Source organism: Halobellus rufus (assembly GCF_000739575.1).
GTDB classification, from domain to species: Archaea; Halobacteriota; Halobacteria; order Halobacteriales; family Haloferacaceae; genus Haloquadratum; species Haloquadratum rufum.
The window spans coordinates 19,860-32,323 of record NZ_BBJO01000013.1 but is presented as its reverse complement, the minus strand read 5'-3'; the positions used below and the strand labels follow the sequence as shown (position 1 = coordinate 32,323).

Sequence of the window (12,464 nt, the reverse complement as noted above, 5' to 3'; positions counted from 1 at the left end):
TTTCGGTCCGACGGACAAATCCCTACTCACTTCGCGCGGCGGACGCAGTCTCTTTGTGGTCGCCGACCGAAGTCGGCGTATGGACGGAGATTCCGTCGTGGTCGTCGGCGCGGGGTTGGCCGGTCTCGTCGCCGCCCGTCGACTCGCGACCGCGGGCGCGGACGTGACCGTCGTGGAGCGGCGTTCGACCGTCGGCGGACGAGTGCGGACCGAGAACCGCGACGGGTTCACGCTCGATCGGGGGTTCCAGGTGCTCTTCACCGCGTATCCGGCTGTCCGCCGCGAACTCGATCTGGACGCGCTGGACCTCCGCTTTTTCCGACCCGGCGCGGTCATCGCGCGCCCGGGATCGCGGTCGGTCCTCTCGGACCCGCTCCGGGACGTCCGCGCCGCTGGCGCGTCGCTCCGGAACAGCGAGGTGACGCTGAGCGACAAGTTCCGGACGCTGCTTCTCAGACAGCACGTCGGCACCCGGACGGAGTCGGAGATCTTCCGCGCTTCGGACCGGTCGATTCGATCGTACCTCCGGGAGTGGGGCTTCTCCGAGGACTACGTCGACAACTTCGTCGCGCCCTTCTACGGAGGCATCACGCTCGATCGGTCGCTCTCGACCTCGAAGCGCGTCTTCGAGTACACCTTCAAGGCGCTCTCGGAGGGGCGGATCGCGGTCCCGGCGGCGGGGATGGGCGCGGTCCCCGAGCAACTGGCCGACCGCGCTCGCGACGCCGGCGCGTCGATCCGACTCGACGAGCGGGTCACCTCGATCGACGACGGCGTCGGCGAGGATCGAGGTGACGATAGCGTCCGCGGCAGGGACGGCGGCGTCGCCGTCGAAACGGAGGCGGGCACGATCGCGGCCGACGCGGTCGTCGTCGCCACCGACCCGAAGGAGGCCCACCGGCTCACGGGGATCGATTCGATCCCGCGGGAGGCGCGAAGCTGCGTGACGCAGTACTACCGCCTGCCAGAGGAGTCGGTCCCGCGGACCGGCCGGAAGCTCCTGCTCAACGCCGGCGATCCGTCGCCGAACACCGTCGTTCCGATCTCCGAGGTCGCCCCCGAGTACGCGCCCGACGGCTCTGCGCTCCTGAACGCGACGTTCCTGGGCGAGACCGCGCTGGACCGCGACGCCGACGCGCTGGCAGAGGAGACGCGCTTGACGCTCGAAGCGTGGTACCCCGAACGCGACTTCTCGGCGCTGGAGCCGGTTCGGACGCACCGCATCGAGTTCGCGCAGTTCGCGCAGCCCCCGGGGCTCCACGAGACGCTCCCGGGCGTTCGCGCGGCGGGCGGCGCGACGTATCTGGCCGGCGACTACACCGCGTGGTCGTCGATCCAGGGAGCGCTGCGGAGCGGCCGCGAGGCCGCGCGGGCCGTCGAGCGCGACCGCTGAGGCGGACGCTCACAGCATCCGGCGGAACGACGAGAGCGGCGGAAACGCGAGCGCCTCCGCCCGGTCGTCGTCGTAGACGACCGGTCGAACGTCGTCGAGACCGTCGAGCAGCGGCGACAACAGGTCGTCGGCTCGGGCGTCGTTGATCTCCACGCCGGGCGCGAGTCGAGAGAAGGCCGGCACCATCACCACGTCGGCCCCGCGGTGCGCGTCGGGCGCGACGAGCGCGCACGGACGGCGGCGGCCCTCGATCTCGATCGCCGGGTGGTCGTGGCCGATCACGTAGCGGTCGGCCGCGACGGGCGGCTCCTCGTGGCCGTGGCAGACGACGGTCTTCGGTTCCCCGCCGACGACGTAGCACTCGCGCACGTCGTCGCAGACGGTGTCGAGCGCCGTGTCGTGGTTCCCGCGGACGAACACGGGATCGCTCCCCGCGTCTGCACAGCAGTCGCGGAGCGCCGCGACGGTCTCCCGACTCCGCTCGGAGACGGGACCGAACCGGTGGAGCACGTCGCCGGCGAAGACGGTCGTCGCCGGTCGGGTCGCATCGAGAAGCGCGTCCAGCCGGCTGGTGAGGTCACGCCGCTCGCCGACCGGGAGGGTCACGTTCGACGCTTCGCCCCGACCCACGTGGAGGTCTGCGAGCACGAGCGCGTCGGCTCCGCGGAGGTAGATCGACCGCGAGCGGAACGCGATGTCGTCCGCGGCAGTCGTCAGCGCGGTGTCGTCGTCCACGACGGCTGTTGGACTGATGCCGTGAAATCGCTGTCGGCAGCGCCGCCGCTCGTCGCGTCGACCCCCGAGCGCGTCCCGACGGGCGACGCCGTTCCGTTGGGGTTTTTCTCGGCGGCGACCCACGGGCCGGTATGAGCGGCGCGCTCGAAGACAAGCGAACGGCGACCCGGTTTCGGATCCTCGTCGAGATCGCCGACCGGCAGCCGGCGGTGAGTCAGGGGGAGATCGCCGAGGCGGTCGGCGTGACGAGCCAGGCCGTCAGCGAGTACATCCGCGAACTCGTCGACGACGGCTACGTCGAGAAGGAGGCGCGCTCGCGCTACCGGGTGACGAAAGAGGGCGTCGACTGGCTCTTTCAGGAGGCGAAGGGACTCCGACGGTTCGCTGAGCACGTCACCGACGACGTCCTCGAGAGCGTCCAGGAGGACGCGGCGATCGCGACAGAGCGGATCGAGAGCGGCGACACGGTGACGCTGTCGCTCCGCGACGGCCTGCTGCACGCCGCGCCGGAGGACGATGGACCGGCCACCGGCGTGGCCACTACCGCCGCCGACCCCGGCGAGGACGTGAGCGTCACCGGCTTCGAGGGGATCATCGAGATCGACCCGGGACGAGTCACCGTCGTCCAGATCCCCTCGGCGCGGTCGGGCGGGAGCCGGGCCGTCTCGACCGACGAACTCGCGCGAACCTGCGCGGACGTGGGACTCGTCGTCGCCGCCGGCGTCGAAGCGGTGGTGGCGCTGCGCGCGGCCGACGTCGACGTCGAGACCACGTTCGCCGCCGGCGAGGTCGCCGCCGCGGCCGCCGCCCGCGGCGTCGACAGCGTGGTCGTCGCGACGACGGATCTCGTGGGGCGGGTGACGGACGCGCTGCGGGACGCGGAGGTGCTCTACGAGGTGACCGAGACCACCGGCGACGGCGACGTCTCGACCGCGCGGTAGTCGACGGGCGACCGCGTTGTTGTCGGGCCGATCCGAGCAGTGACGGAGCACCGACTGGAATAAGGGGCGAGCAGGCGGCACAGAGCGGCAGGCGTCGGCAGCGACCGCGAGTGCACGCCGCCGCCAACGCAGATCACGACGCGGTGTGCCACGCAACCGCTGTGCGCGCCGTGGTGGTCGTCAGATCACGACCGCTCTGGTCCCGCCATCGCATAAAAACGCTCTCCTGGGTACGCTCATCGTCTGCTCGACGCCGAAATCAGTCTGTGGCGTGCTCTCGCGCCGTCGCGTACGCCTCCTGCAGTCGCTTGAACTCCGACTGGGAGCCGCCGTGGTCCGGGTGCACCGACTTCACCCGGTCGCGGTAGGCGTCTCTGACCTCGTCCGGCTCCGCGGTCGGCGCGAGGTCGAGGTAGTCGAACGCCTCGGAGACCGGATCTTCGCCGCGGGGACGCTGCGAGCCGAAGTCCGTGCTCGGAACCTCGAAGGGGAGCCGTCGTCCGAGCGCGCGCGCCGGCATCTCGTGTTCGCAGAGCACGGTGTACGTGCCCGCGCGTTCGAGCCGGAAGTACGCCTGCGCGTCGAAGGTCAGCGCGACGTCCCGTTGCGGGAGGTAGAACTCGACGGTCTCGCCGCCGACGGCGTGGTCCTCGACGAACGGTTCGGAGATCGATCGGAGGTACCCGCGGATCTCCAGTCGGCGGCGGGACGGCCCGTCGATCCGATAGCCGCCGGGCCGTGGGGCGTCCGGAAAGAGTCGGCCCCCCACGAGGAACACGCCGGCGACGACGAGGGAGGCGAGGCCGCCGCCGAGGAGGCCCAGCACGAGCCACGGCGGCAGCAGCGAGATCCACTCCGGAAGCACACCGGGACAAAGGACAGCGGCGGTAAAGAATGTCTCGCTGGGGTTGAAGTTCGCCTCGTGGTCGGAACAGTCACGGACGATGTACTCAGTTCCGAGTATGTTTTATTCACCGTTGCATCCTCCGGAAAGTACTTTAGGACCATCTGCGGAACTTCTAACGCTAATGGCTGTAGCTTGGCTGGACGACGTGCGGTCCGCCGACATCGACCGCGTCGGCGGGAAGGCGGCTTCACTGGGCGAACTCACAGACGCAGGGCTACCCGTGCCGTCGGGCTTCGTCGTGACCGCCGGAACCTACCGCGAGTTCATCGAGAACGCGGGTATCGACGAGGAGCTGTTCTCGGTCGTCGACGTCGACCACGAGGACACGTCCGCGCTTCGCGAGGCGCACGAGCGCGCCCACGAACTCATCATGGAGACGCCGGTCCCCGACGAGGTCAGAGAGGAGATCCTCTCTGCGTACGCGAGCCTCGGGGACGGCGAGCGCTTCGTCGCGGTTCGCTCCTCCGCGACCGCCGAGGACCTCCCGGACGCCTCCTTCGCGGGCCAGCAGGAGACGTTCCTGAACGTCCAAGAGGACGCCCTCGTCGAGCGCGTCAAGGAGTGCTGGGCGTCGCTGTTCTCCCAGCGCGCGATCTACTACCGGAACCGACAGGGGTTCCCCCACGAGGAGGTCGACATCGCGGTCGTCGTTCAGGAGATGGTCGACGCCGAGAAGTCGGGCGTCCTCTTCACCTCGCACCCCTCGACGGGCGAGCCGCAGATCATCATCGAGGCCGCGTGGGGCCTCGGCGAGGCGGTCGTCTCCGGATCGGTCTCCCCCGACAACTACGTCGTCGACCGCGAGACCGCGGAGGTCGAGACCGCAACCGTCGCCGACAAGAAGATGATGATGCTCAAGGACGAAGAGACCGGCGAGACCGTCGAGCGCGAGGTCCCCGACGAGAAGCGAAGCGCCCGCGTGCTCTCCGAGGAGGAGATCGCGGAACTCGTCGAACTCGGACGGCGCGTCGAGGACCACTACGGGACGCCGCAGGACGTCGAGTGGGCGATCTACGACGGCGAGGTGTACATGCTCCAGTCGCGTCCGATCACCACCATCGACGACGAGGACGCCGAAGCGACCGCCGACGCGGCGGCCAACGGCGGCGGCGACGACGACAACGGGGGAGACGTCCTCCTCCGCGGGCTCGGCTCCAGTCCCGGCATCGCGTCCGGCGAAGCCCGCATCGTGACGAAGCTCGATCACCTCGATCAGGTCGGCGACGGCGACATCATCGTGACCGAGATGACGATGCCGGACATGGTTCCGGCGATGAAGCGCGCCTCCGGAATCGTCACCGACGAGGGCGGGATGACCTCCCACGCGGCGATCGTCTCCCGCGAACTGGGCGTTCCGGCGGTCGTCGGCGTCGGCTCGGCGACCCGCGAACTCGAAGACGGCCAGCCCATCACCATCGACGGCGACAAGGGGACCATCCGCGAGGGCGTCGAGCCCCAGGACGAACAGCACGAACCCATCGAGGAGGCGCGCCCGAAGACGCCCGTCAAGCCGATGACCGCGACCGAAGTGAAGGTCAACGTCTCGATTCCGGAGGCGGCCGAGCGCGCCGCCGCGACCGGCGCGGACGGCGTCGGGCTGCTCCGGATCGAGCACATGGTCCTCTCGCTCGGCAAGACGCCGACGAAGTACATCGCCGACAACGGCGAGCGCGCGTACGTCGACGAACTCGTCGACGGGATCCGGACCGCCGCAGAGGAGTTCTACCCGCGGCCCGTCCGCGTGCGGACGCTCGACGCCCCCACCGACGAGTTCCGACAGCTGGAGGGCGGCGAGGACGAGCCGCGCGAGCACAACCCGATGCTGGGGTACCGCGGCATCCGCCGCTCGCTCGACAACCCCGGGCTGTTCAAACACGAACTGGAGGCGTTCCGCCGCATCTTCGACATGGGGTACGACAACGTCGAGATCATGTTCCCGCTCGTCAACGACGCCGAGGACGTCGCCCAGGCCCGGAACCTGATGCAGCAGGCGGGCGTCGACCCCGAAAAGCGCCAGTGGGGCGTGATGATCGAGACGCCCGCGGCCGCGCTCGAAGTCGAGTCGATGGCCGAGGAGGGGGTCGACTTCGTCTCCTTCGGCACCAACGACCTCACCCAGTACACCCTCGCGGTCGACCGGAACAACGGACGCGTCGCCGACCGCTTCGACGAACTGCACCCGTCGGTGTTGAAGCTCATCGGCGACACCATCGACACGTGCCGCGAACTCGACGTCAAGACGAGCATCTGCGGACAGGCGGCGTCGAAACCGCGGATGGTCCAGTTCCTCGTCGAGCGCGGGATCTCGTCGGTGTCGGCGAACATCGACGCCGTCCGCGACGTCCAACACGAGGCCAAGCGGGTCGAACAGCGGCTCCTGCTCGATTCGGTCCGCTGAGCCGCCCCCGGGCGTCGTCGGTGCGATCAGCCCACGGAACCGAGAACAGAATGACTAAACGCGACCGACTCCTGAGTGACCCTATGCAGCGGGCGGCCCCGCAGACGTTCGAGCGCGTTCTCTCCTCGATGTGCACGGAGCCACATCCCGACGCCCGGGAGGCCGCGGAGCGATTCCTCGCGACCAACCCGGGCGATCCGGCGACGTACGCCGAGGTGAACAAACTCGAACGGCGCGCGGTCGACGGGCTCGCCCGACTCGCCGGACTCGACCGACCGGCCTCGCGCGGATCCGACGTCGGATCGACCGAGAGCCCCCACGGCTACGTCACCAGCGGCGGGACCGAAGCGAACATCCAGGCGGTCCGCTCGGCTCGGAACCGCAGCGACGTCACCGACCCGAACGTCGTCGCTCCCGAGAGCGCCCACTTCTCGTTCACCAAGGCCGCGGAGGTGCTCGGCGTGGAGTTACGGACGGTCCCGACCGACGGTGACCACCGGGCGGACGTCGACGCCGTCTCGGCCGCGGTCGACGACGAGACGATCCTCGTCGTCGGCGTCGCCGGGACGACCGAGTACGGGCGCGTCGACCCCATCCCGGAACTCGTCGACCTCGCACACGACGCCGACGCCTACTGCCACGTCGACGCGGCCTGGGGGGGCTTCCTTCTCCCGTTCACCGATCACGAGTGGCACTTCGGGCACGCGCCGGTCGACTCGATGACGATCGACCCCCACAAGTGCGGGCGGGCGGTGATCCCCGCGGGCGGTCTGCTGTTCCGCGAATCCGCGGGAATGGACGCGCTGGCTGTCGACACGCCGTATCTCGAATCCACCTCGCAGGCGTCGCTCACGGGCACTCGGAGCGGCGCGGGCGTCGCGAGCGCGGTCGCCGCGATGGACGCGCTGTGGCCCGACGGCTACCGCCGCGAGTACGAGCGCGCCGACCGCCTCGCGCGGTGGTTCGCCGACGAACTCCGCGGTCGGGGATTCGACGTCGCCGACGTCGAACTCCCGATCGTGGTCGTCGACCTCGAAGACCCGACGTTTCGGGCGCTCCGCGACGACGGCTGGCGGCTCTCGCGCACCGGCGACGGGCTCGCGCGGGTCGTGATGATGCCGCACGTGACGCGAGGGATGCTGCGGGCGTTCCTCGCCGACCTCGACGCGGTCCGGTAGCCGACACGGGGCGAACGGCGTTCGCTCCGTCGCGCTCGCCGCCTCCCCAACGGCGAGTCCGAATCAGCGGGATTTTGGTCCCGCCGCCGAGAGTGTCCCCTATGAGTCACGAGGAGTTCCCCACCGAGGACCCGGCGGTGGTCACCTGTGGGCTGCCGTACGCCAACGGCGACCTGCACATCGGTCACCTCAGAACGTACGTCGGCGGCGACATCTACAGCCGCGCGCTGAAGCGACTCGGCCAGGAGACGGCGTTCGTCTCCGGGTCGGACATGCACGGCACGCCGGTCGCGGTCAACGCCGCCGAGGAAGGCGTCACGCCCGAGGAGTTCGCGCTCCGACACCACGAGCAGTACGAGGAGACGTTCCCGAAGTTCGACGTCGAGTTCGACAACTACGGCCACACTCACGACGCGACGAACGTCGAGACCACTCAGGAGATCGTCCGCGCGCTGGAGGAGGCCGGGTACGTCTACGAGAAGGAGATCCCCGTCGCCTACGACCCCGACGCCGACCAGTGGCTGCCCGACCGGTTCGTCGAGGGGACCTGTCCGTACTGCGGCGAGCACGCCCGCGGCGACGAGTGCGACGAGGGGTGCGGGCGACACCTCGAACCCGGCGAGATCGAAGACCCCGTCTCGACGATCACCGGCAACCCCGCGGAGTACCGCGAACGCGAGCACAAGTTCTTCGCCGTCTCCGACCTGCAGGAGTACCTCGGTGAGTTCATCGACCGCCTCGAGGGGACCGCGAACGCCCAGAATCAGCCCCGCGAGTGGATCGAGGGCGAACTGCAGGACTGGTGTATCACCCGCGATATGGACTGGGGCGTCGACTACCCCGGCGAGGACGACCTCGTCCTCTACGTCTGGGTCGACGCGCCGATCGAGTACATCTCCTCGACGAAGCAGTACACAGAGCGCGTCGGCAGCGACGTCTTCGACTGGGCGGAGGCGTGGGGGGCCGACGGCGGCGACGGCGGCGAGATCGTCCACATCATCGGCCGCGACATCATCCAGCACCACACCGTCTTCTGGCCGGCGATGCTGCGCGCCGCGGGCTACGCGGAACCGCGGGCCGTGATGGCCTCCGGGTTCATCACGCTCGAGGGCAAGGGCTTCTCGACCTCCCGGGACCGCGCGGTCTGGGCCGACGAGTACCTCGACGAGGGCTTCCGCCCCGACCTGCTGCGCTACTACCTCGCGACCAACGGCGGCTTCCAGCAGGACGTCGACTTCTCGTGGGGGCGCTTCCGCGAGCGCGTGAACAACGAACTCGTCGGCACCGTCGGCAACTTCGTCTACCGGTCGCTGCTCTTCGCGGCCCGCGAGTTCGGCGGCGCGCCGGACGTGGACGTCTCCGAGGACGTCCGCGAGCGGATCGAGACGGCCATCGAGGAGTTCGAGGCCGGCGTCAACGGGTACTCGGTGCGGGAGGTCGGCGAGAGCGCGGTCCGCCTCGCGCAGTTCGGCAACGAGTACATCCAGCGCAACGAGCCCTGGAAGCTCGAAGACGACGACCCCGAGAAGGCGCAGGTCATCCGCGACTGCGTTCAGATCGCGAAGGCGGTCGCCGTGCTCTTCGAGCCGGTCACGCCCGAGGCCGCCGAGAACATCTGGAACGACCTGAACGAGGACGGCGACGTCCACGCGGTCGGCGTCGAGGCCGCGCTCGACGTCTCCGCGCAGGACTTCGGGGAGCCCACGGAACTGTTCGAGAAGATCCCCGAGGAGCGCGTCGACGAACTGAACGAGAAGCTCGAAGCGCGCGTCGCCGAGGCGACCGCCGATGCCGAGTCCGAGGGCGAAGCGGGCGCTGACGAGGGCGACGACGACGGCGAGGCCGCAGCCGCGGACCTCGAACCGATCGCCGACGAGCGCATCAGCTTCGAGGACTTCCAGGAACTCGACGTCCGCGTCGGGGAGATCGTCGCCGCCGAGGGCGTCGAGGGCGCGGACAAACTCGCGAAGCTGACCGTCGACATCGGCGTCGAGGAGCGCCAGATCGTCGCCGGGATCAAACAGCTCCACGACCTCGACTCGCTCCCGGGCACGAAGATCATCGTCGTCGCCAACCTCGAGAAAGCCGAACTGTTCGGCGTCGAATCGAACGGGATGCTGCTCGCGGCGGGCGAGCAGGCGGACCTGTTGACGACGCACGGGGACGCCGTCCCCGGGACGAAGGTCCAGTAGGGCATCGAAGGGGTCGGCGGAGCCGGGACGCCGCCGGTCTGACCCCAACGTTTTTGCTATCAGATGTGAAAACCACGGGAGATGTACTTCGGTCTCACGAGCGCCGACGTGAAACTCTCCCGTGGGCCCCCAGTCCGGCTCTCACCGGGACTCGCCGCGGCCAGTTTCCAGTTCGACGCGGACGTCCCGAAGGGGATCCGCGATGGCATCCGCCGCGTCGCCGTCCACGCGCAGGAAGACGGGTCCTTCGAGCTCCGGTTCACCGGCCGGACCGACGGCGCGTACGTCGTGAGCCGGGACGTGCTGGAGCGAGTCGTCCGGTCACTGGCCGAGAACGACGCGTACGGGGAGTGGCGCGCCGACTGGGACGGCGAACGCCCGGAGTGGATCCCAGCCGCGATGCCCGAACAGTGAACCGTCGGAGTCGGGATCGAAATCGAGGGTTCGCCGGGGGCGAACGGCCTCGCGGTTGAGATTTTTACCACGATCGTAGTCACTTGTCGGATCCTTTTTCACCTATTCGCCTGTAGCCCGGGGTATGCGCAAGGCCAAGATCGTCTGTACGCTCGGCCCGGCCTCCGACACGGAGGCCACGATCCGCGGCCTCGCGGACGCGGGGATGAGCGTCGCGCGGCTCAACGCGAGCCACGGGACGCCCGACCACCGCCGCGAGGTGATCGACCGCATCCGCGCGGTCGACAACGCGATCGATCGGCCGCTGGCCGCGATGGTCGACCTACAGGGACCCGAAGTCAGGACAGCCCCCCTCGACGATTCGATCACGCTGGAGACCGACAGCGAGGTCCGGTTCGTCGAGGGCGACGACGCGACGCCGGAGACGGTCGGGCTCTCCTACTCGATCGCCGCCGCCGAGCCCGGAGACACGATCCTGCTCGACGACGGGCGGATCGAGGCGACGGTGCGCCGCGTCGAGGACGACGCCGTGATCGCCCGGATCGACTCGGGCGGACGCCTCGGCGGACGGAAGGGGGTCAACCTGCCCGGCGTCGATCTCGACATCGACCTCATCACCGAGAGCGACCGGAGGGAACTCGCCGTCGCCGCAGAGAAGCAGGCTGACTTCGTCGCCGCCTCGTTCGTCCGCGACGCCGAGGACGTCTACACCATCAGCGACGCGCTCGACGAACTCGGTGCCGACATCCCGGTCGTCGCGAAGATCGAGCGCGCCGGCGCGGTCGAGAACCTCGACGAGATCATCGACGCAGCCTACGGCGTGATGGTCGCCCGCGGGGACTTGGGCGTCGAAATGCCGCTGGAGGACGTCCCGATCATCCAAAAGCGGATCATCCGCAAGTGCCACGCCACCGGGACGCCCGTCATCACGGCCACGGAGATGCTCGATTCGATGGTCCACGCCCGGCGGCCGACCCGCGCGGAGGCCTCAGACGTCGCCAACGCGGTCCTCGACGGGACCGACGCGGTGATGCTCTCGGGGGAGACCGCGATCGGCGACGATCCCGTGCGCGTCGTCGAGACGATGGACCGGATCGTCCGCCAGGTCGAAGCCAGCGAGGAGTACTCCGAGAGCCGCGAGGGACACATCCCGACCGCCGACGGGGACTCCCGGACCGAGGCGCTGGCCCGCTCGGCGCGCTATCTCGCCCGCGACGTCGGGGCCAGCGCGATCGTCGCCGCCTCCGAGTCCGGCTACACCGCGCGGAAGACCGCGAAGTTCCGCCCGGCCGTCCCCGTCGTCGCCATAACGCCGACCGACCGCGTGCGGCGGCAACTGGCGCTCTCGTGGGGCGTCGTACCGAAGTACTCCGCCTATCGGGAGGGGATCGACGCGATGATGGAAGACGCCGTCGACGCCGCCCTCGATGCGGGCGTCGCCGCGTCCGGCGACACCGTCGTCGTCCTCTCGGGGATGATGACCGAACTGGAGGGGACGAACACGACGAACATGCTGAAGCTCCACGTCGCCGCCGAGACCGTCGCGAACGGCCGGAAGGTCGTCGGCGGCCGCGTGGCCGGCCCGCTTGCGGTCGTCGACGACGGCGACCTCTCGTCGGTGCCCGACGGCGCGATCCTCTCGCTGCCGGCGCACTTCGAGGGCGAGTTCACCGGCGACACCGACAAGATCGCGGGAATCGTCGACGCCCGCCCGGGGATGACCGGCTACCCCGCGCTCGTCGCCCGAGAACTCGGGATTCCGATGATCTCCGGTGCGCCGCTGCCGAAGTGGCTCTCGGACGGCGCGACCCTGACGCTGCACGCCGAACGGGGCGTCGTCTACGAGGGCAACCTCATCAGCCACCGCGGGCGGTCCGCGATCGAGGAGTGACTGGCGGCGTCCGACGGCGGCAGGTCTTTTTCCACGCGGATCCTATCGCCGGCAATGACTGAGCGAGACGACCCGAGCGGGACTGTCGTGGAGGCCGACGATGCTTCCGACGACGCCTCGAACCCGGGGCGCGGCGAGCAGATCCCGAGGCCGCGAATCGCCGGCGAAGCGCGAACGACGAGGGAAGACTCCGCCGCCGACGAGGGCGAGGCGGAGTTCTTCCGGCCGCCGATCGAGCCCGAATCGCCGGGCGCGGAGAACGCGCTGTTCGTCGTCATCGGCGTCGTCGGGACGATCCTCCTCTTCGTGAGCGCGGTCGCTCCGGGCCTCATCTGACGTCGCGGGCGTCGACCGCACTCCTGGTGAGACGCCGCGTTGCCCGTCTGTTATCAGATCTGATGGTTTGACCGCAGTG

Annotated in this window: 10 protein-coding genes; 8 read left to right on the top strand and 2 right to left on the bottom strand. The window is 69.6% G+C overall.

Annotated elements, in window-relative coordinates:
• Positions 1-79: 79 nt before the first annotated feature.
• Positions 80-1,393 carry an NAD(P)/FAD-dependent oxidoreductase gene (locus ACP99_RS06390; protein ID WP_049985800.1) on the top strand — a complete coding sequence of 438 codons (1,314 nt, stop codon included), beginning with the start codon at positions 80-82 and terminating at the stop codon, positions 1,391-1,393.
• A gap of 9 nt (positions 1,394-1,402) precedes the next feature.
• Here ACP99_RS06390 and ACP99_RS06385 read toward each other — a convergent pair whose 3' ends face one another.
• Entirely contained in the window at positions 1,403-2,128 is a 726-nt protein-coding gene (locus tag ACP99_RS06385; protein WP_231554229.1) for a metallophosphoesterase, read from the bottom strand.
• Positions 2,129-2,259: 131 nt separating this feature from the next.
• Here ACP99_RS06385 and ACP99_RS06380 point away from each other — a divergent pair, with 131 nt between their 5' ends.
• Positions 2,260-3,069 (top strand): DUF7839 domain-containing protein, encoded by an 810-nt coding sequence (locus tag ACP99_RS06380; RefSeq protein ID WP_049985799.1) that lies wholly within the window; start codon positions 2,260-2,262, stop codon positions 3,067-3,069.
• Between the two features lie 259 nt (positions 3,070-3,328).
• Here ACP99_RS06380 and ACP99_RS06375 read toward each other — a convergent pair whose 3' ends face one another.
• Complete coding sequence (locus ACP99_RS06375; protein WP_049985798.1) at positions 3,329-3,934, bottom strand: J domain-containing protein; 606 nt, start codon at positions 3,932-3,934, stop codon at positions 3,329-3,331.
• Positions 3,935-4,097: 163 nt separating this feature from the next.
• Between ACP99_RS06375 and ppsA the strand changes: the two genes are divergently transcribed.
• From ppsA to ACP99_RS06345, 6 genes are all read left to right on the top strand, one after another.
• Entirely contained in the window at positions 4,098-6,374 is a 2,277-nt protein-coding gene (gene ppsA / locus ACP99_RS06370) for a phosphoenolpyruvate synthase (RefSeq protein ID WP_049985797.1), read from the top strand.
• Between the two features lie 83 nt (positions 6,375-6,457).
• A complete protein-coding gene (gene mfnA, locus ACP99_RS06365; protein ID WP_049985796.1) occupies positions 6,458-7,552 on the top strand; it encodes a tyrosine decarboxylase MfnA in 1,095 nt (364 codons plus the stop codon).
• A 101-nt stretch (positions 7,553-7,653) separates the two neighbouring features.
• Positions 7,654-9,744: a methionine--tRNA ligase gene (gene metG, locus ACP99_RS06360; protein WP_049985795.1), complete on the top strand. Its 2,091-nt coding sequence runs from the start codon at positions 7,654-7,656 to the stop codon at positions 9,742-9,744.
• Between the two features lie 81 nt (positions 9,745-9,825).
• The gene (locus ACP99_RS06355; RefSeq protein WP_049985794.1) at positions 9,826-10,158 is read left to right on the top strand and encodes a hypothetical protein; all 333 of its coding nucleotides are present in this window, start codon (positions 9,826-9,828) and stop codon (positions 10,156-10,158) included.
• 124 nt (positions 10,159-10,282) lie between these two features.
• Entirely contained in the window at positions 10,283-12,049 is a 1,767-nt protein-coding gene (gene pyk, locus ACP99_RS06350) for a pyruvate kinase (protein ID WP_049985793.1), read from the top strand.
• Positions 12,050-12,103: 54 nt separating this feature from the next.
• Positions 12,104-12,385 carry a DUF7312 domain-containing protein gene (locus ACP99_RS06345; RefSeq protein ID WP_049985792.1) on the top strand — a complete coding sequence of 94 codons (282 nt, stop codon included), beginning with the start codon at positions 12,104-12,106 and terminating at the stop codon, positions 12,383-12,385.
• Positions 12,386-12,464 lie beyond the last annotated feature (79 nt).

Bases quoted from the DNA above. Each gene is read 5' to 3' on its own strand.
- ACP99_RS06390 (WP_049985800.1), top strand. From the start codon at position 80: ATGGACGGAGATTCCGTCGTGGTCGTCGGCGCGGGGTTGGCCGGTCTC.
- ACP99_RS06380 (WP_049985799.1), top strand. From the start codon at position 2,260: ATGAGCGGCGCGCTCGAAGACAAGCGAACGGCGACCCGGTTTCGGATC.
- ppsA (WP_049985797.1), top strand. From the start codon at position 4,098: ATGGCTGTAGCTTGGCTGGACGACGTGCGGTCCGCCGACATCGACCGC.
- mfnA (WP_049985796.1), top strand. From the start codon at position 6,458: ATGCAGCGGGCGGCCCCGCAGACGTTCGAGCGCGTTCTCTCCTCGATG.
- metG (WP_049985795.1), top strand. From the start codon at position 7,654: ATGAGTCACGAGGAGTTCCCCACCGAGGACCCGGCGGTGGTCACCTGT.
- ACP99_RS06355 (WP_049985794.1), top strand. From the start codon at position 9,826: ATGTACTTCGGTCTCACGAGCGCCGACGTGAAACTCTCCCGTGGGCCC.
- pyk (WP_049985793.1), top strand. From the start codon at position 10,283: ATGCGCAAGGCCAAGATCGTCTGTACGCTCGGCCCGGCCTCCGACACG.
- ACP99_RS06345 (WP_049985792.1), top strand. From the start codon at position 12,104: ATGACTGAGCGAGACGACCCGAGCGGGACTGTCGTGGAGGCCGACGAT.